Source organism: Kribbella sp. NPDC104740, from assembly GCF_055583505.1.
In genome coordinates this window covers 204101-223534 of sequence record NZ_JBVJNV010000002.1, presented here as the reverse complement: position 1 = coordinate 223534, position 19434 = coordinate 204101, and the positions used below count along the sequence as shown (strand labels likewise).

General features: G+C 70.8%; 15 protein-coding genes. 8 read left to right on the top strand and 7 right to left on the bottom strand.

Annotated features, from left to right (window positions below; translation table 11 throughout):
- Positions 1 to 138 precede the first annotated feature (138 nt).
- Positions 139 to 1113, bottom strand: a complete 975-nt coding sequence (locus ACZ6Z4_RS10675) for a hypothetical protein (protein WP_465561249.1) — start codon at positions 1111 to 1113, stop codon at positions 139 to 141.
- Positions 1114 to 1895: 782 nt separating this feature from the next.
- On the opposite strand from ACZ6Z4_RS10675, the gene ACZ6Z4_RS10670 reads away from it, so the two are divergent.
- Complete coding sequence (locus tag ACZ6Z4_RS10670) at positions 1896 to 2903, top strand: tyrosine-type recombinase/integrase (protein WP_465561246.1); 1008 nt, start codon at positions 1896 to 1898, stop codon at positions 2901 to 2903.
- Here the strand turns inward: ACZ6Z4_RS10670 and ACZ6Z4_RS10665 are convergent, their stop codons facing one another.
- A complete protein-coding gene (locus ACZ6Z4_RS10665) occupies positions 2904 to 3764 on the bottom strand; it encodes an SDR family NAD(P)-dependent oxidoreductase (protein ID WP_465561243.1) in 861 nt (286 codons plus the stop codon). It lies immediately after the preceding gene.
- A gap of 123 nt (positions 3765 to 3887) precedes the next feature.
- Here ACZ6Z4_RS10665 and ACZ6Z4_RS10660 point away from each other — a divergent pair, with 123 nt between their 5' ends.
- Complete coding sequence (locus ACZ6Z4_RS10660; RefSeq protein WP_465561240.1) at positions 3888 to 4724, top strand: helix-turn-helix transcriptional regulator; 837 nt, start codon at positions 3888 to 3890, stop codon at positions 4722 to 4724.
- Between the two features lie 58 nt (positions 4725 to 4782).
- Positions 4783 to 6681, top strand: coding sequence for a DUF2207 domain-containing protein (locus ACZ6Z4_RS10655; protein WP_465561237.1), 1899 nt, complete (start codon positions 4783 to 4785; stop codon positions 6679 to 6681).
- Positions 6682 to 6759: 78 nt separating this feature from the next.
- Here the strand turns inward: ACZ6Z4_RS10655 and ACZ6Z4_RS10650 are convergent, their stop codons facing one another.
- The 4 genes from ACZ6Z4_RS10650 to ACZ6Z4_RS10635 are packed head-to-tail and all read right to left on the bottom strand — an operon-like array spanning position 6760 to position 10646.
- Positions 6760 to 7287, bottom strand: coding sequence for a ferritin (locus ACZ6Z4_RS10650; protein WP_363677542.1), 528 nt, complete (start codon positions 7285 to 7287; stop codon positions 6760 to 6762).
- A gap of 52 nt (positions 7288 to 7339) precedes the next feature.
- Positions 7340 to 7756, bottom strand: a complete 417-nt coding sequence (locus ACZ6Z4_RS10645; RefSeq protein ID WP_465561233.1) for a hypothetical protein — start codon at positions 7754 to 7756, stop codon at positions 7340 to 7342.
- 17 nt (positions 7757 to 7773) lie between these two features.
- Positions 7774 to 9675 carry a DUF2264 domain-containing protein gene (locus ACZ6Z4_RS10640; RefSeq protein WP_465561230.1) on the bottom strand — a complete coding sequence of 634 codons (1902 nt, stop codon included), beginning with the start codon at positions 9673 to 9675 and terminating at the stop codon, positions 7774 to 7776.
- Complete coding sequence (locus tag ACZ6Z4_RS10635) at positions 9672 to 10646, bottom strand: hydroxyacid dehydrogenase (RefSeq protein ID WP_465561226.1); 975 nt, start codon at positions 10644 to 10646, stop codon at positions 9672 to 9674. Before ACZ6Z4_RS10635 ends, ACZ6Z4_RS10640 begins: the two co-directional genes overlap by 4 nt.
- 267 nt (positions 10647 to 10913) lie before the next feature.
- Here ACZ6Z4_RS10635 and ACZ6Z4_RS10630 point away from each other — a divergent pair, with 267 nt between their 5' ends.
- Positions 10914 to 11828 carry a proteasome assembly chaperone family protein gene (locus ACZ6Z4_RS10630; RefSeq protein ID WP_465561223.1) on the top strand — a complete coding sequence of 305 codons (915 nt, stop codon included), beginning with the start codon at positions 10914 to 10916 and terminating at the stop codon, positions 11826 to 11828.
- Positions 11829 to 11879: 51 nt separating this feature from the next.
- Here ACZ6Z4_RS10630 and ACZ6Z4_RS10625 read toward each other — a convergent pair whose 3' ends face one another.
- The gene (locus ACZ6Z4_RS10625) at positions 11880 to 12332 is read right to left on the bottom strand and encodes a DoxX family protein (RefSeq protein WP_465561220.1); all 453 of its coding nucleotides are present in this window, start codon (positions 12330 to 12332) and stop codon (positions 11880 to 11882) included.
- Between the two features lie 143 nt (positions 12333 to 12475).
- Between ACZ6Z4_RS10625 and ACZ6Z4_RS10620 the strand changes: the two genes are divergently transcribed.
- The 4 genes from ACZ6Z4_RS10620 (at position 12476) to ACZ6Z4_RS10605 (ending at position 19273) form a co-directional block, all read left to right on the top strand.
- Positions 12476 to 13318: an acyl-CoA thioesterase gene (locus ACZ6Z4_RS10620; RefSeq protein ID WP_465561216.1), complete on the top strand. Its 843-nt coding sequence runs from the start codon at positions 12476 to 12478 to the stop codon at positions 13316 to 13318.
- 94 nt (positions 13319 to 13412) lie between these two features.
- Positions 13413 to 17039 carry a S8 family serine peptidase gene (locus ACZ6Z4_RS10615; protein ID WP_465561213.1) on the top strand — a complete coding sequence of 1209 codons (3627 nt, stop codon included), beginning with the start codon at positions 13413 to 13415 and terminating at the stop codon, positions 17037 to 17039.
- A 111-nt stretch (positions 17040 to 17150) separates the two neighbouring features.
- Positions 17151 to 18440, top strand: coding sequence for a threonine--tRNA ligase (gene thrS / locus ACZ6Z4_RS10610; protein WP_465561210.1), 1290 nt, complete (start codon positions 17151 to 17153; stop codon positions 18438 to 18440).
- Between the two features lie 47 nt (positions 18441 to 18487).
- Positions 18488 to 19273 (top strand): SGNH/GDSL hydrolase family protein, encoded by a 786-nt coding sequence (locus ACZ6Z4_RS10605; RefSeq protein ID WP_465561207.1) that lies wholly within the window; start codon positions 18488 to 18490, stop codon positions 19271 to 19273.
- The last annotated feature ends 161 nt before the right edge of the window (positions 19274 to 19434 follow it).

The window sequence follows — 19434 nt, the reverse complement described above, 5'->3', positions numbered from 1 at the left end:
CGCGTCCCGAGCGATCGTGACGAGAAGATGCCACGGGCATCGAATCGGCCGCGGACGAACCCGGGACAACGGGCCGGACAGCGTGCATCGCAAGACGTTCCGACCTGTGGAACGAGCCGCGCGAGTACCCGCGGCGGACTACTCGACCGCCCGGGCGGAGAGTGCGCTGACCAGCGTTTGCAGGTCGTCCGGGTGCAAGCGAGCCGTCGCCCGGGCGCGCAGGAGGTCCAGTTCGGTGGCGGCGCGGATTGCCTCCTGCTGGAGTTGCTCGCTCTGGGCGCGCAGGGCGATCAGCTCGGCCCGGGTTTGTTCGTGGGTGCTGACGAGCGCCTGGTGGGCCTCGGACTGGGCCGCGTTCGCGGCTTCGGCTTCGCGGGTCTTCTGCTGCTCGTCGGCGACTTCGGCGCGCAGCGTGGTCAGGTCGGCCCGCGCGGCTTCGAGCGCGTTGCGGTGGGTGACCTCAGCGGTGCGAGCCGCGTCGCGCTCGGTGCGGAAGGTCTCGGTGTCGGCGCGGGCAGTCTCCACATCGGCGCGGGCGGTCTCCACGTCAGCGCGCAGGGCGTCGCGCTCTCGCGTGGCGGCGTCGCGTTCGGCGAGGAGGCGTTCGGCGGCGATCGCGATCTCGCGCAGCTGGCGGTCGGTACCGGCGGCGCGTTCCGCGGCCTGTGCGGCTGAGGTCTCGGCGGTACGACGGGCAGCGACGGCCTCTTCGGCCTGCTGACGGGCCGCACCCAGGGCTTCGGTGGCGTCGAGTGCTTGGCGAGCGGCGGCTGTGGCGCGCTCGACGGCTTCGGTGCGTTCCTTGGTGGCTCGGTCGGTGGCAGCTTGGGCTTGGCGGGTCTTCTGCTCGGCGTGCTCACGGGCCTGTTCGGCGGTCAGGCGGGCTTGTTCTGCTTCGGCGACCTGCTCATTGGCTGTCTCCACAGCTGCCACGGCGGCGGCTTCGACCTCCTCCAGTCGCGCGGAGACCGCTTCCAGCGCAGCGGTCAGGCCTTCAACAGGAGCCCGTACCGCGTCCAGGTGCTCGCGCAGGCGCTCGGCGTCCAGGCGGAACGTCGTACTGCCGGCGTCCAGGCCGAGTGCTCCCAGGGCTTCCTTCTCTGCTCGTGCCATCTGGGCGCAGGTCCGGCCGCCGTCCCAGCGGGTCTCTCGGCAGAACGTTCGCGGGCGGCCGCCCTGGAGTCCTGGTGCTGGTAGTTCGGCCCGGCACTTGCTGTACGCGCATCTTCCGGCCTCAACGATCATGGTCAGACCCTAGATGTTTGGGGTTATGAAACTGCGAAACCGGTTCGGCGTTTCGAAAACCAAACCTAACCACCACGAAACCAGTGTTTTGTGAGTTGATGTCGGAGAGAGCGGAGTGGGAAGCCGCCGGAGACTGTGCTGGGCCTGAAGATGGCCGGATGGACGGAATGCTGGCCGTGCTCGAGGCCGCCCGGAGAGCCCGAGAAGAAGCCGGCGAAACCGCTGGACTGGTTGCCTCAGCAGGTAGCTGGCCGGGGGTGGACGACCCGGAGACGCTGAGGGAGCAGGTCGCGGACTGGTTGAGCCAGTACGCGAACGCAGGGACGAGGAGGACGTACGGGTACGCGCTGGGGCTGCCGATCGCCTGGGTGGACCTGGTGGCGGGGGAGTCCCCGGGCGGAGGGGCGGCGAGTGGTGGCTCGCGCGCAGAGGGCGTGGGGAGCGGAAGCGCGGGCGCTGCTGGCAGCGCGGCTGGAGATGCTCAGAGCGCCGACGGCGAGGTAGGTGGCGCCGGGCGGAGCGATGCAGGGAGTTGGGCCGAGGAGAGTCATGGGGTGGGCGACGAGCGCGGGGGTCGCGGAAGCGGCGGCAGTCGTCGCGAAGGACCGCTGCACGACCTGGCGTGGTTTCGGTGGTGTGCAGGGCGGGGGATGGATCCGCGGGCGGCGACCGGGCGTGAGGTGAAGGCTTGGTTGCATCTGCTCGACGCGGCGGGGGCGGAGAAGCGGACGCGGCAGCGGATGCTCAGTACGTTGTCGGCGTTCTACGGGCATCTGACGGAGACCGGTGTGGTGCCGGCGAACCCCGCCGCGCTCAACCGGGCGCGGCTGGGGCTCAACCGGAGCTCACGGGACGCGTCGCCGACGATCCGGTTGACGGCGACGCAGCTGGCCGCGCTGCTGAAGGCGGCGGGGGAGCTGCCGAACAGGACCCGCTTCAAGGACCTGTACGCCGCCCGCGCGGTCGCCGTGGTCGCGTTGCTGACGCTGGGGTTGCGGGTCTCGGAGCTGGTCGGGCTCGATCGCCAGCATCTGGTGGTCTCCGGTGGGGAGCCGATGCTGCGGGTGCTCGGCAAGGGCGGTGTGCATCGCGAGGTCTACCTGACGACGCTGGCCGCCGAAGCGCTGGCGAGCTACCTGAGAGAGCGCGATCTGCTGCAGGAAACGAGCACACCCGCGCTCCGGGGCCGGACCAGCGCCAAGGCGACGACGCCGCTGATCGCGACGCGCGACGGGGCACGGTGCTCGCGGTTCGACGTGAACGCGTTGCTGAGGCGAGTCGCCGTCCAGGCGGGGCCGGCGCTGGAGGATGTCGCGGACAAGGTGCATCCGCACGCGCTGCGGCACGCGTACGTGACGATCGCGCTGGAGCAGGACGCGCGGATCCAGCACGTCCAGGCCGACGTCGGGCATGCGAGCATCGCGACGACGCAGTACTACGACCGCGGCCGGCGCACCCGCGACACCACAGCCGCCGACCTGGTCGAGGCCGCGATCCGTTCCGCGAGCACCGACCCGAGGGGCGAGGCCGCGATCCGCGCCGCAAGCGCGGACGCGACGAAGGTGACCGACCCGTCGGACGACGCCGCGATCCGCGCCGCGAGCACGGACGCGACGGCCGCGACCGACGCGACGGCCGATCCCCGGGGAGCCCCCTAGTCAGCTCGCCGGGTTCCCCTGGGCCAGGCGCGCCACGTGGTCCCACTGCTCCAGCGAGGCCAGCCTTCCGGCGTACTCCGTGCGCACGGCTTCCAGCCCGCCGGTGCCGAAGAGTGCTCGCAGCGGCGGCTCCGGTGCGTCGACCAGTGCGAACAGCGCGTCCGCCGTCGCAGCGGGGTCGCCCGGGGTGAGCCCGCTTGCGCCGGCCCCGGCGTACAGTGCCTCGCGGGCGTGGGCGTAGGCGGGATCCTGCCGCGCCTGCGGTGACGCGGCGCTCAGGCCGGTCGGGAACATCACCGGCTCGATCAGCGTCACCTTCACCCCGTACGCCGCGACCTCCGCGGCCAGCGACTCGCTCACCGCCTCCAGCGCCCACTTGGACGCCTGGTAGATCCCCAGTGCCGGGTACGCGACCAGCCCGCCGAGCGACGAGACCTGCAGGATTCGCCCGGACCGCCGTTCCCGCATCCCGGGCAGTACCGCGCGGCTCGTCCACAGCGCACCGAGGTAGTTGACCTCCAGCTGCTCGCGGATCTGCTCGTCCGTCGCCTCCTCGACCGCGCCGACCAGCATGTGCCCGGCGTTGTTCACCAGCACGTCGATCCCCCCGAACGCCGCCTCGGCACTGCGTACGGCGTCCCGAACCGCCCCGGCGTCGCGTACGTCGAGCTCCAGCGGCAGGAAGCGCGCGCCGTACCGCTCGGCCAGCGGGGTCAGCGCCGCCCGGTCCCGCGCCGTCGCGGCCAGCTGATCGCCGCGCGCGAGGATCGCCTCCGCCCAGATCGCACCCAGCCCGCGCGACGCCCCGGTCAGGAACCATGTCCGCGCAGTCGTTGCCTTGCTCATCAGAATCGTCTCCATCCGGCCGGGCGCTTCCCGGTCCGATCACCACAGTTCCTCGGTCCCGAGCGTCGCGGCAGAGTCGACTTACCCAGGGATCGCCGGTCTCTGCCTACCGGTTCGCGGATGACGCAGACTGGGACTGTGGACACCAGGCAGCTCGCCGAGTTCCTCCGGGTACGTCGTGAGGCGCTCGACCCGAAGGAGGTCGGCCTCCCGAACACCGCGCGCCGGCGGACCCCCGGTCTGCGCCGCGAGGAGGTCGCGCGGCTGGCCGACATCTCGGCCGACTACTACACTCGCCTCGAGCAGGACCGCGCACCGCAGCCGTCAGTCGCGGTCCTCCGTTCGATCACCAGAGCGCTCCGCCTGACGCTCGACGAGCGCGACCATCTCTTCCGCCTGGCCGGACACCAGCCACCCGACCGCACCCGCTCCGACGAGCACGTCGCGCCGAGCCTGCTCGGCGTCCTCGACCGCCTGTACGACGTACCGGCGCAGGTGATGACCGACCTCGGCGTGACGCTCGCCCAGAACGACCTGGCCCGGGCGGTCTTCGGCGACCTCACCCGTCACACCGGGACCAAGGGCAGCGTCATCTACCGCTGGTTCACCGACCCGGCCACCCGCGCCGGCTACCCGGTGCAGGATCACGCGACGGAGTCCCAGGCCCTCGTCGCGGACCTGCGGGCGGCCGTCGTACGCCGGGACGACGCGCCGGCCAAGGACCTGGTCGAGCGGCTGCTGGAGGCCAGCCCGGAGTTCGCCGCGCTCTGGAGCCTGCATGCGGTCGGTGTCATGCGCAGCCGCCGCAAGCGCATCCAGCACCCGGAGGTCGGCCTGCTGGAGCTGGACTGCCAGGTCCTCGTCGACGAGGAGCGCACCCAGATCCTCGCCCTGTTCACCCCGGCCCCGGGGACACCGGCCGCGGAGCGGCTCGCCCTGCTCGGAGCGTTGGGCCCGGTCGCCGCGCAGCGGTGAGCGGCGTCGTACCGGCGGGGGAGCGGGCGGTGGACTGAGATCTCGGTACTGTCGCGGCATGCGAAGGGGACTTTGGGCCGCCGTGGTCGCGCCGATCGTCGGGCTGCTGCTCGCCGGGTCGGCGCAGCTCCCGGCCAACGCTCAGCACGCGGACATCGGCGATGTCGTCAACAGCATGCGGATCGACTACACGGTCGGCGCCGACGGCGTGCTGCACGTGAAGGAGACGATCGACTACGGCTTCGGCAGCTCCGGCCGGCACGGGATCTACCGCAACCTGGTCACCCGGGAGCCGTGGGCCGACGACGACTCCAAGGACCAGGAGTACCGGATCTCGAACATCACCGTCGACAGCCCGAGCAACGCGCCCGACGAGTTCGAGACCAGCACCACCAAGAGCAACTCGCAGCGCGACCAGTCGATTCAGATCAAGATCGGCTCGGCCGACGAGACGATCGCTGGCCGGCAGGCGACGTACGTCATCCAGTACGACGTCCGCGGCGCACTGCGGCACTTCGAGGACCACACCGAGCTGTACTGGGACGCGACCGGCAGCGGTTGGGACGCCCCGTTCAGGCAGATCGCGGTGAACGTCACGGCTCCCGACGACAGCGTGCAGCAGGCCGACTGCTTCGTCGGCGCCCAGGGCAGCAACCAGACCTGCGACAGCAAGTCGGTCGTGGCCGGCAAGGGTGTCTTCACCGCTTCCGGTCTGGACCGCGGCGAGCAGCTGACGATCGTGGCCGGGATCAAGCCCGGGGTCGTCGCCGACGACGCCCCGATCGTCGTCGACCCGCCGGACTGGCTGCAGCGCAACGGCATCAACGTCCCCGGTCTCGTCACCGCCGGCCTGGTCACGCTCGCCGGGCTGGCCGCCGCGGTCCTGTACGGCAAGCGCGGCAACCGCGATCTCCGGTACGCCGGGATGCCGCCCGGCGCGTTCCCGCCGAACGGTTCGACCGTTGCCGCGGTCAAGGACACGCTGACCACCGACCAGATCCCGGTCGCGTTCGCGCCGCCGCCGATCCCGGTCGGCGAGGGCGGGCTGCTGATCGACGCGAAGGCGAACACGACCGAGACCGCCGCGACCCTGATCGACCTCGCCGTCCGCGGTGCCGTCCGGATCGACAACACCGGCAACGAGCAGAAGGCCGTGCTGCTCAACCCCGCGCTGGCGACCGCGCCGCACGAGCAGGTCCTGCTCAGCAACCTGTACCCGGGCCTCGCGCCCGGCGCCGAGATCACGCTGGAGCGCCGCCCGACCGGCGACAACTCGATGCGGCTGGCTCACGACGGCATGATCGACGCGCTCCGCCAGCAGGTGAAGGCACGCGACTGGTACACCCGGATGCCCTGGGCCGCCCGCGGCAAGCAGCTGTCCGGCGTCTTCCCGTGCGCCTGCCTGGCGATGGTCGGGATCTGGGTCTTCGGCGCCGGCATCATCGGTACGGCGGTCGGCGCGGCCACCGGCGGGCTCGGCCGCGCGATCGTGATCGGGCTCCCGGTGCTCGCCGTGGTCGTTGCCCTGGGCACCGTTGTGTCGCAGCGCGCGAAGGGCCGCCGGAATCCCGCGGGTCGCGCGGTGACCGACCAGCTGGTCGGGTTCCGGCTCTACCTGTCCACGGCCGAGGCGGACCAGCTCCGGTTCGAGGAGGGCGAGGACATCTTCAGCAAGTACCTGCCCTGGGCGATCGCGTTCGGGCTGGCCGACCGGTGGCAGAAGGTCTGTGCGCAGCTGGTCGCGGCGGGCCGGATCCCGGCCGACCCGTACTGGTACACCGGGCCGTCGTACTACACCTCGGGCTGGGCGGCCGGCAGCATCAGTCAGACCGTGGCGCACACCTTCGACCCGCCGCCGGCGCCCGCGGGCAGCGGTGGGGGAGGCGGCAGCTCCTCCGGCTTCAGCGGAGGGTCCTCCGGAGGCGGCGGAGGCGGTGGAGGCGGCGGTTCCTGGTGACCAGCAGGTCCTGGTCACCGGCAGGAGAGCGGGCCGCCGCGCGATGCGCGGCGGCCCCGAAACTCCCAGGTGGTGCGCTCAGACCTTGCCGCCGGCCACGGCCGGGGCGGTCGGGTCGGTGCCGGCGTCGCCGACCGACTCACGCGCCAGGTAGTCCTCGAGGTGGAACAGGTTGTCGCCGGCGCGCTTGGCGACGTTGACCAGGGTCGTCATCGCGGCGACCTCCTCGACCTGCTCCTTGAGGAACCACTGCATGAACTGCTCGCCGATGTAGTCACCGTCGTCGCGGGCCGCGCGGGCCAGCGTCTCGATCTGCTTGGTGACCGTGATCTCCTGCTGCAGCGCCAGCTCCAGCGGGTCCAGCGCGGTCTTGAAGTCGTTGACGACCTCGCCGACCCCGGGGATCTGCGGCCGGACGTCCATGTCCAGCAGGTACTTCACCATCATCATCGCGTGGTTGCGCTCTTCCAGGGACTGCTTGTAGAAGTGCGCGGCCAGCTGCGGGAGGTCCTGGTCGTCGTACCAGACAGCCACCGCCGTGTACTGCTGCGCGGCCGTGAATTCGTTGCGGATCTGTTCCTGGAGGAGTTTCGCGTACGTGCTCATGTCCACCAAGGTAGTGGTGAACAGGAGATTTCTCATCGTTGGCGAGGCTGTCCTAAACGGCGTGTCCGGTCACGTGGGAACGGATCGCGGGCAGGTTGCCGAGCGGTGCGAAGTAGCCGCTGATGCCGTGGTCGAAGGTGATCGCGGCGATGCCCTGCTGCAGCCAGACCGCCGACTGCGCGACGGCGTCGGCCGGGGTCAGCGCGAGCACCTCGACCTGTTCGTCGGCGGCGGCCAGGCCGTTCTCGACCGCGAAACCGCGGGCCCGCTGGGCGGTGGTGAACGCCATCAGGAACGGCTGGTCGTTGTTGACACCGACGAACGGCTGCGGGTTACCGGGCTCGCCGCGCTGGACGAACCACCAGCGGTCGAGGGCGAAAGTTGCTGACCACAACCTTTCCTGGTTGGCGGTGCTCGGGTCGGCGCCGACGGCTTCGGCGAGGACGTCGGTCGGAGAGGGTTCAGCCATCCCCCGACCGTACGTCGTCAGCGGTTCCCCAGCGACAGCGTCTCGGTGCGGCCACCGGGAAGTGTGATGGTGATCTCGCGCCCGTCGACCTGGACGTCGATGCCCTCGGCAAGCGCTTGCGGCGGCAGCTCGTCACGGGTCAGCAACACGGCGTGAACGAGCACCAGCGGCTCGCCGTCGTGGCCGGCCGTCAGGTACGGCGTGGCCGAGTGCGGGCCGAAAGCGTTCACACCCAGCCCGCGATGAACACCCGCGGACGTGTAGCCGTACAGACCGACCACAGAAGACTGCAGTCCTTCGGCAGTCCGGGCCGAGGCCCAACCCTCACCGGCAGTTGCCTCAGGCAAAGAATCCGCCGCCACCGCGTACCCGCCGCTACGGACCAACGAACCAGCGGGTCCTTCGACCAACGAGCACCTGATCTCCAAGTTCCCGTCGACCAGGGACGTGGTTTCGATGGCCCACGGCCCCTCCGCCCCGAGCCACGCCTTGTGCCACGACGACGCCGTACGGCTACCCATCCCCAACCGCCGGATGCGACCCCGAGTGCTCGTGTGGCCGGCGCCGTCGACCAGTGCGGTGAGGTTGTCGATCCGTGGCGCGTTGTCGGCCAGCTCCGGTCCGGCGTGGTTCGAGTACGCGAGCCGGTCGTAGTGCGAGTCGACCGGCGGCTCGACACCCTCCGGCTCAGCAGGAGCAGCGTGGTCGGCGCCGTGGTTGATCAGGCGGACGAGTTGGTCGTGCCGGCTGTTGTGGACGATCCAGCCGGGCGCGGGCATCGCGCGGATCTGGTCCTCGTCGTCCAGCGGGATCGACTCCTCCGGCGCGGACCACACCGGATGCTCCGGCGGCAGCAGCAACCCGACGAAGCCCTTCGAGGCCCAGTACGGCGAGCCAGGACCGGAGTACTGCTGCGTCGTCGGCAGGAACGTGTCGTACCAACCGAGCGTCAGCAGCCCCCGCTCGTCCGGTACGCCGTGCTGCACGAAGTGTCGCGCGATCCCCGAGCACAGCCGCCGCGTCTGACCGGGCGACAGCGGCGTTGCGTCCATCAGTGCGCCCATCCAGTACGGCGCGGCCGCGGCCATCCGGTACGTCAGCGAACGCCCCTGGTACACCGGCGCCCCGTCGTTGCCGACCAGGTGCACCGCGTCCTCCAGGAACAGCGCGAGCCGCTCCCGGTACACCTTCAGCCGGTCGTCGTACGCCGCACCCGGCGTCGCCGCGGCCATCCGGGTCCACAGCGCCGGGTAGAGGTGCATCGCCCAGCCGATGTAGTTGTCGAAGTTCTGCCCGTCGCCGTCGGAGTACCAGCCGTCGCCGACGTACCAGTCCTCGATCCGGTCCAGGCCGCCGTCGATGTCGTCCTGCGAGTACGGCGCGCCGACCGAGGCGAGGAACTGCTCGCTGACGACCTGGAACAGCCGCCAGTTGTTGTCGTGCGTCGTCGAGCCGATGAACCCGCCGAGCCACTCCGCGACGTGCTCCTGCGCGCGGGTGTCGAGCCGCTCCCAGATCCACTCGCGCGACTCGTGCAGCGCGACGGCGATCGCCGCGGCCTCGACCATCTGCTGCGAGCGCGGTGTCAGCCGCAGCCAAGACTCCGGGTGGTCCGGGTTCGCGCCGTTCGCGACACCGCGCGCGTAGCGCTCGATCAGCGCCTCGCAGCCTTCACCGCGAACCCCGGCGATCCGGAACGCGGCGAGCATGAACGACCGGGCGAACCCCTCGAGCGCGTCGGACGCCGTACCGGATCGGCTCGGGCGCCCGGGCAGCTCGATCAGCGCGGAGCCGGGGGAGAAGTACGGGTCGAGCGAGTCGAGCAGGTGGTCGGCGAGCGCCTCCCAGTGACCACGCACCCACCCGGTCTGGCGCGACAGGACACGATCGGTGGCGGGCAGGACGAGGCGGCGGCTCATGCGATCCTTCCGAGTTCGGCGAGGCTGATGGCGTGCTGCAGGGGGAGACCGGCGGCCAGGCGTTCGACCTCGCCGACGGCGAGCTCGCCGAGGCGGGCGACCTCGTTGCCGACGGCGCCGGCCAGGTGCGGGGTGAGGAAGACGTTCGGCAGGTCGAGCAGCCGCGAGTCCGGCAGCAGCGGCTCGGGGTCGGTGACGTCCAGTACGGCGTCCAGCCGGCCGGCGACGCACTCGGCCTCCAGTGCGGCGGCGTCGACGATCTTGCCGCGGGCGGTGTTGATCAGCACCGAGCCGTCGCGCAGCAGGCCGAGCAGCCGCGCGTCGACCAGCCCGACGGTCTCGGGGAGCAGGGGAGCGTGCACGCTCAGCACGTCGCTGCGGCGGAACAGGTCGTCGAGCGACACCAGCTCGGCACCGAGCTCACTCGCTTCGGCAGCGGTCAGGTACGGATCGCTGATCAGGACGTCGACATCGAAGCCGCGCAGCCGCTCGGCGACCATCCGGCCGATCCGGGACGCGCCGAGCAGGCCGACGGTCGTGCCGTAGTTGCCGGGCAGGTGGCTCGGGTCCGGGCGGTGCCGGCTCAGCTTGTACTCCGCGCCGAGGCGGAAGGCGCGCTTGCCGCTGAGCACGATCGTCGCGACGGTGTACTCCGCGACCGGCAGCGCGTTGGCGACGACGGCCGAGGTGACCTGGATGCCGCGGTCGAAGGCGACCGGAGTGACGAAGCCCTTCACCGACCCGGCCGCGTGCACGATCGCGCGCAGCCGAGGCGCCGCGTCGAGCACCTCGGGCGTGATCTGCGGGCAGCCCCAGCCGGTCAGCAGCACGTCCACGTCGGCCAGTACGCCGCTGATCGCGGGCTCGTCGAGGAACGTGCCGTCGGCGCGGATCGGCAGCACGTCGGCGACCAGGTCGAGCCGCTTGCGCACCGCCGGGACCAGCACACGGTCGCGGCTGGACTCGTTCATCGCGAGCAGCACGGTCGGCCGGCCCACAGCCGATGAGGCAGCCCTTGAAGGAGCAGCAGACGGGGCAGGCGAGGACGGCTCAGAGTCGGTGCGCACAGGAGCACGCTAGCAAGCGCTTTCCGAATTCGCAGGTCCGGTCCGCGCCGCAAGCGGTGAAAAACTTCTCAGCTGCTGGAATTCCTGCCCGGTGGGTGGGTGTTGTGGGAGGGGAAGGCAGGATAGAGGGGCCTACCCGCCCTGTTGGCCGCGATGAAGGAGACGAGAGACATGCTGCGACCGGACGACCTCTACGAGATCGTCGACGAGTCGGTGGCGACCGGCCCGGCGGCGACGCCCAAGGTGCTGGTGCATTCGCTCGACGGGTACATGGACGCGGGCCAGGCCGGCCGGGTGACCGCCGACCACCTCCTCGACGTACTGGACCACCGGCTGCTCGCGCGCTTCGACGTCGACCTGCTGCACGACTACCGGGCCCGCCGTCCCGAGGTGACGTTCGCCGAGGACCGGTTCATCGACTACACGCCCCCGCAGCTGAACCTGCACCTGCTGACCGACGACGCCGGGGTCGAGTTCCTGCTGCTGGAGGGCGTCGAGCCCGACAACCACTGGAACCGCTTCGCCGGCGCGGTCCGCCAGCTGATCGAGCAGTACAACGTCACGCTGACCGTCGGCGTGCACGGCATCCCGATGGGCGTGCCGCACACCCGCCCGCTGGGCCTGACCGCGCACGCGACGCGGCCCGAGCTGGTCACCCGGACGAACATCTGGGACGGCGAGATGCGGCTGCCCGCGAGCGCCGGCACGATGCTGCAGGTCCGCCTCGGCGAGGCCGGCAAGGACGCGATGGGCTTCGCGGTCCACGTCCCGCACTACCTGGCCGAGAACCGCTTCCCCGGTGCCGCGCTGGCGCTGGTGCACGCGATCTCCGCCGCGACCGGTCTGCTGCTGCCGAGCAAGGCGCTGCTGGACGAGGCCGCGATCACCGGCCGGATGGTCGACGAGCAGGTCGAGCAGTCCGACGACGCGTCCGCGGTGGTGAACGCGCTGGAGACCCAGTACGACGCGGCCGCCGGCTCGATCAGCCGCGGCAGCCTGCTGGCCGGTTCGACGCCGTCGGCCGACGAGCTGGGCGCCGAGGTCGAGCAGTTCCTCGCCGAGCTGAACCGCGACGACGACAAGTAACAGGCACCGCGAAAGGGCCCCGGGATCATCCCGGGGCCCTTTCGTCATTTCTCAGACCGACAGCGTGGCCCGCTCACCCGGTGCCCGCGTGAGCACTCGGTCCAGGCTGTACCGACCCGGTCCGACCGCGGCGAGCGTGAGCGCCGCCAGCCCCAGGACGACGACCAGTTCCCAGCCGCCTTCGGCGACGAAGACGCCGTTCGACATGTGCACGAACAGGAACGCCCCGGCCATGTCCAGCACCAGCAGCAGCCCGGCCACCGAGGTGAGCAGGCCGAGGATCAGCGCCGTACCGGCGATCAGTTCGGCACCGGCCGCGTAGTACGCCGACAGCGACGGCGCGGGGACGCCCATCTGCTCGAAGCCTCTGGCGGTCGCGTCCAGGCCGTTGGTGCGGAACTTCTGCCAGCCGTGCGCGACGAACACGACGCCGACGCCGACCCGGGCGATCAGCAGCACGAGGTCACGGGTGTGGGTGGCCAGGCCGGAGGGGAGGCGGCTCACGGGGAACTCCTTCGGTCGAAACGAGTGTTTGGTTGCGCGTTCAACCGCAGCCTACGGACGGCGACCGAAAGCTCACCGAAAACGACCGCGTGAGGGCAGCCACAGATGCCCGGTCCGGACCCGCGGACCTGTCAGGATGGGGCATGCCCGAGTCCCTGGACGATCTGGTCGAGCTGCTCGACCTGGAGAAGATCGACGACGACCTGTACCGCGGCCGCCAGCCGCAGACCTCCGCGCAGCGGGTGTTCGGCGGGCAGGTGCTCGGCCAGGCGCTGGCCGCGGCGGGCCGGACGGTCGAGCCGGAGCGGATCGTGCACTCGCTGCACGGGTACTTCCTGCGTCCGGGCGACACCGCCGTACCGATCGTGTACCGGGCCGAGCCGACCCGGGACGGCAAGACGTTCAGCAGCCGGCGCGTGGTGGCCTCGCAGAACGGCAAGCCGATCTTCTACATGTCGGCGTCGTTCCAGCGTCCCGAGCCCGGGCTCGACCACGGCGACCCGATGCCCGACGACGTGGTCCCGCCCGAGGAGGCGCCGACGCTCGCTTCGGTGCTGGAGGCGGCGACCGGGCGCAAGGCCGAGGACTGGAACAAGGAGTGGTCGGCGCTCGACATGCGGCTCGCCGGGGTGAGCGGCCGGCAGTTCTGGATCCGGGCCGCGGGGAAGCTCCCGGACGACCCGGCGCTGCACGCCTGCGTCCTGGCCTATGCCAGCGACCTGACGTTGCTCGGGGCAAGCTTGTTGCCGCACGGGCTGGTGATCGGGGACCGCCGGATCCAGCCGGCCTCGATCGACCACGCGCTGTGGTTCCATCGCCCGTTCCGCGCCGACGAGTGGCTGCTCTACGACCAGGCCTCACCCTCGGCCTCGGGAGCGCGCGGATTCGCGACCGGCCGGTTGTTCACCCAGGACGGCCGGCTGGCGGCCTCGGTCGCGCAGGAGGGGCTGATCCGCCCGGTCGGGCTGGACCCGGACGACCTGTAGGTCGCGAACATGCCACGGCGCAGATGCGCCATGGACGGCCGCATCGTATTGGATACAGATTGGTCCTCTGCCCACCAACTGCAGAGGAACCGCGTTGAACATTCCGCCCAAGCGCTGGGGTCTGTACGCCGTCACCGGCGTCTGCGTCCTCGCGCTGTCCAGCCCACTCACCGCGCAGGCTGACCCCGCCCACCCCGTCGACGTCCCGTCGGGGACCCACACCGTCACCCTGATCACCGGCGACGTCGTCACCACCCGCGAGTCCAGCGCCAACGGCGGCACCGTCACCGTCACCGGCCCGGACGGCGGCCGCACCAACGCCCGCGTCGCCGAGTCCGGTGGCGACCTCTACGTCTACCCCGAGGTCGCGATCCCGTACGTCGCCCAGGGCGTGCTCGACCGCCGGCTCTTCAACGTCAGCGACCTGGTCGAGGACGGGTACGACGACGCGCACCGCGACAACCTCCCGCTGATCGTCTCCTACACGTCGAGCTTCCAGGCCCGTCAGACGGTCCCGGGCGCCACCCAGGTGCGGAGCCTCACCAGCATCCAGGGCGCCGCCCTCACCACGAGCCGCTCCGACGACTTCTGGAACGCCGTCGCGCGGCCGGCCACCGGCCTGCGCACGACCACCACCGGCTTCGGCGGCGGCATCGCCAAGATCTGGCTGGACGGCGTCGTGAAGGCCGACCTGTCCGACACCACCGCGCAGATCGGCGCCCCCGAGGTCTGGGCCGGCGGTGACACCGGCCAGGGCGTCGACGTCGCCGTGCTCGACACCGGTGTCGACACCGGTCACCCCGACCTCGCCGGCCGGATCGCCGCGACCCGCAGCTTCGTCCCCGACGAGGACGTTCTGGACCGCGCCGGTCACGGCACGCACGTCGCCTCGACCATCGCCGGCACCGGCGCTGCCTCCGACGGCAAGGAGCAGGGCGTCGCGCCCGGCGCCGAGCTGCACATCGGCAAGGTGCTCGCCAACAGCGGCTCCGGCCAGGACTCCTGGCTGCTGGCCGGGATGGAGTGGGCCGCCGTCGAGCAGCACGCCAAGGTCGTCAACATGAGCCTCGGCTCGGAGACGGCGTCCGACGGCACCGACCCGGTCAGCGAGGCGGTCAACCGGCTCAGCGCCCAGACCGGCGCGCTCTTTGTCGTTGCCGCAGGCAACACCGGGCAGCCCGACAGCATCAGCGCCCCGGGTGCGGCCGACGCCGCGCTGACCGTCGGCGCGGTCGACGGCGCCGACGACCTGGCCTACTTCTCGAGCCAGGGCCCGCGGGTCGGCGACGGCGCGCTGAAGCCGGAGATCACCGCTCCCGGCGTCGACGTGCTCGCCGCCCGTTCGCAGTACGTCGACGGCGAGGGCGCCTACCAGACGATGAGCGGCACCTCGATGGCCACGCCGCACGTGGCCGGCGCCGCAGCGCTGCTCGCCGCCAAGCGCCCTGACCTGACCGGCGCGCAGCTGAAGGACCTGCTGGCGAGCAGCTCGAAGCGGACCCCGGCGTACACCGCGTTCCAGGCCGGCAGCGGCCGGCTCGACGCCGCCGCGGCCGTGCGCTCGGGCGTCTTCGCGTCCGCGACGGCGTACGCCGGGCTGACGAGCACCGCGGTCTCTCGTCCGGTCACCTACACGAACACCACCGACGCCGTGGTGACGCTGAAGCTGTCGGTCGACGCGCCGGACGCGCCGGCGGGCGTGTTCCGCCTGTCCGCGAACCAGGTCGTCGTCCCCGCGCACGGTACGGCGACTGTCAACGTCACCATCACAGCGACGAGCGGCCGCTTCACCGGCCAGGTCCTCGCCACCGACACCGTCGGAACCGTCGTCGCGCACACCGCGATCTCCATCGGCGACGCGGCTCACAAGCTGACGATGAACTTCACCGACGCCAAGGGCAAGCCGATGTCCGGCGTCGTCGAGGTGCTGAAGTCCGGTGACGACAGCCCGATGTTCTTCATCGTCGACGCCTCCGGCACCGGCTCGATCTACCTCGCCAACGCCGTCTACTCTGTGCTGTCGTTCAAGGACGTCACCGGCGTGCACGGCCCGCACTCGCTCGGCATGTCGCTGCTCGGCGACCCCGACGTGACGCTCGACCGCGACCGGACCGTGAACCTCGACGTCCGCAAGATCCGCCGCGTCGAGATGACCACGCCGCAGCCGGCCGAGACGACGTACCAGCGGCTGGAGTACAACCGGTCGATGGGCGGCCGGTCGTGGCGTGACTTCATGGAGACCCAGACCAGCTACGACAGCCTGTGGGCGCAGCCGACCACGCACAAGGTCACCAACGGCGACTTCTACCTCGGCGCGCGCTGGCGCAAGGAGCAGCCCGCGCTGAGCGTCTCCACGCACTGGAGCGACTTCACCGACGTACTGCGTCAGGACTCGGTCACCTCGCTGCCGAAGGGTCGCTACAACCTGCCGCTGGTGTTCGCAGGTGATGGCGGTACGGCGGACTACGCGAAGCTCAACGTCCGTAACAAGGCCGTCGTCGTACGCCGTAACGACGCGGTGACCGACGCCGACCAGGCGGTCAACGCCGCGAAGGCCGGCGCCAAGCTCCTGCTCGTTCAGAACAACCAGCTCGGCCGGCAGCTGCGGCGCTACAGCGACGACCCGTTCACCCCGGCGGCGATCGACGTCGCGCTGCTCAGCACCGACGAGGGCGAGAAGCTGATCCAGCAGGCCCGTCGCGGCAACACAGTGCTCGAGGTCGAGTCGCAGCCGGCGGCGGCCTACGTGTACGACCTGATGCAGACCTGGCACCAGCAGATCCCGTCCGACCTGGTCGTGAAGGGGAGCTCGAGGAACCTGGCCCGCGTCGACGTGTCCTTCCACAGCCTGGACCCGACGCGCGGCGGCGGCGAGTACCGGTACGACTGGCCGTCGTACTCGAACTGGGGGATCGGTCTCACCCAGCGCGAGCCCGTCAACGGCCAGCGCGTCGACTGGGTCTCCACGACCGGTTCGAACGAGTGGGGTCAGGAGGCGTACGTCGACGGCCTGATCTACGAGATCGAGCCGCGCGGCAAGGACAAGGCCGGCAGCCGCCGGACGCAGGAGTGGTTCAAGCCGGTCGCGCGCCCGTTCCTGAACAACAACTACAAGGCGCCGAGCCGCAGCGGCAGCTGGCTGAGCTTCGACATCCCGGCGTACGGCGGTGGCAGCGACCACGTCGGCATGTCGATGGACTACGACCGCAGCAAGCAGACGCTGGCGCTCTACCAGGGCTCGACGCTGCTCGGAACCGGCACCGGGACCGTGGTCGGCGGGACGGCTCCGGCCACCGGCAAGCTGCCGTACCGGCTCGTGGTCGACAACACGCGCGAGGAGTCGTTCAGCCCGTACTCGTCGCGGACCAGCACGACCTGGACGTTCACCTCGAAGGCTCCGGCCGACGACGTGCAGGCGGTGCTCCCGCTGGTTCAGCTCGACTACAAGCTCGGCACCGACGCGGCGGGCCGCGCGAAGCGGAACGCTTCGTTGACCGCGGTCGCGCAGTCGCTGACCGGCGCACGCACCGGGCAGGTCGACCTCGAGCTGTCGTACGACGACGGCAAGACCTGGCAGCGCACCCGCGACCGTCACGACGGCCGGTTCCAGCTGGACGCGCCGCGGCACGCGAAGTTCGTCTCGCTGCGTGCGACTGCCCGCGACTTCGAGGGCAACACCGTGCATCAGACGGTGATCCGGGCGGCCGGGCTGGTATCGTGAACAGCGTGAAGCAGCAGTACGCCGTACAGACGACGACGCCGGACCAAGTCCCGGCGCGCTGACTCACGTAGTCTTCGAAAGCCCCGGGGCGAGTGCCCCGGGGCTTTCGCTTTGTCACGGGCACCCGCTCCCTTCCAGAGCGAGGAAACCGTCATGTTCGACCACCGCAAACTCGGCCGTGAGCTCGGCCTGTTCGACTCCGACCCGCTGATCGGCGCGGGTCTGCCCTACCTGCTGCCGGCCGGCGCCGCGATCCGGCACGCCTTGGAGAGCTACGTCTCCGAGCTGGAACGCAGAGCCGGCTACCAGCACGTCTACTCGCCCGTGCTCGGCAAGCGCGAGCTGTACGAGATCTCCGGGCACTGGTCGCACTACAGCGACGACATGTACCCACCGATGAAGATGGGGGAGGAGGAGGTCGTCCTCAGACCGAGCCTCTGCCCGCACCACGCGCTGATCTACCGGTCGCGCTCGCACAGCTATCGCGAGCTCCCGATCCGGTACGCCGAACTGGGCGGCATGTACCGCTCCGAGCTGTCCGGCGTACTGGGTGGACTGACCAGGGTCCGGGCGATCCAGCTCAACGACGGCCACATCTTCTGCACCCTCGACCAGGTCGCCGACGAGGCCCGCGCATCGCTGGAGCTGATCCTGCGCGCGTACGACGACCTCGGGCTGAGCCCGTCGCGCTTCCTGCTCTCGCTGCCCGCCGACGAGGTGCGGATCGGCGACCCGGGCAGCAAGTACGTCGGCGACCAGGACAGCTGGGACCGTTCGGCCGCGCTGCTTCGGCAGGTCCTCGACGAGGCCGGTGTGATCTACGAGGAGGCCCCGGGCGAGGCCGCGTTCTACGGGCCGAAGATCGACATCCAGCTCGCGGACGCCGCCGGGCGCGAGTACACCCTGTCCACCATCCAGGTCGACTTCCACCAGCCGGCCCGGTTCGAGCTCGAGTACGTCGGTGCCGACGGCAACAAACACCGGCCGGTGATGGTGCACCGGGCGATCATCGGCAGCCTGGAACGGGTGATCGCGCAACTGATCGAGCAGCACGGCAGCGCGTTCCCGGCCTGGCTGGCGCCGGTGCAGGTCGTCGTACTGCCGCTGTCGGACGCCGAGGAGCGCTACGCGGCCGAGATCGCGCGGCGGGCGGGCGACCGCGGGCTGCGCGCCGAGGTGGCCCACGCCGACGAGGGCACCCTGGGTGCGCGGATCCGGGAGAACCGGCACGCGCCGTACCAACTGGTGGTCGGGCCGCGGGAAGTTGCCGCGGGCCACCTGGCGCTGCGGCACCGCGACGGTCACTCCGACGATCCGGCTCCGGCCGCGGATGTTCTCGAGTTTTTGTCTTTCCATTGCCGTGCAAAGTCTTGCCAGTCACTGCCCGGTGAGAGATGGTGACGGTCAGTCATGCACTCCCTACCCAGTGCAAAGGCGGTCCGCCCCCCATGAAACGCCTCACCGGAATCCTCGGCAGCGCGGTGCTCGGTACCGCGCTGCTGGTCAGCCCGACCATCGCCCACGCGGCACCCTCCTACGTCGCGCTCGGCGACTCCTACGCGGCCGGCGTCGGCACCCGCTCCTACCTTCCCGACAGCGGCGCCTGCCAGCGCTCGACCAAGTCCTACCCGTACGTCGACGCGACGCGGATCGGCGCGAGCCTGACCTCGGTCGCGTGCTCGGGCGCCCGGGTCGCCGACGTGACCGCCAAGCAGCTCGGCCCGCTCAACGCTGCGGTCAACTTCGTCACCCTGCAGGTCGGCGGCAACGACGCGGGTTTCTCGTCGGTGATCACCGAGTGCGCGAAGCCGGCCTGGCTGGGCAACTGCGACGGCGCGATCAACACCGCCCAGGCGACCATCAACAACACCATCCCGGGCCGGCTGAGCAGCCTGTACGCGACCGTGCGCAGCCGCGCGACGACCGCCAAGGTGATCGTCGTCGGCTACCCGCGGCTGTTCAACGGCACCGACTGCAACGCCGGGACGTTCTTCAGCGCCGCGGAGATGACCCGGCTGAACCAGACCGCCGACCTGCTGAACAGCAAGATCTCCGCCGCGGCGGGGGCGGCCGGGTACACGTTCGTGAACCCGACCAGCGCCTTCATCGGGCACTCGGTCTGCGGCAACCCGGAGTGGATCAACGGGCTGTCGAACCCGATCAGCGAGTCGTACCACCCCAACGTCTCCGGTCAGGCGAGCTACGCCAACCTGGTGCAACCGCACCTGAGCTGACACCCACCGGGCTGCGCGGCATCTCTCGTCGTGGTGTGATGAGAGATGCCGCACCGGTGTGCGAGGCCGGCCCCGGAGGGGTGGCCGGTGTCGTCGCCGGCGGGCGGCGGCCACGCTCCGCGATCGCGGATTTTCCTTGTCCTGCTGGCCTTTCAGTGCCG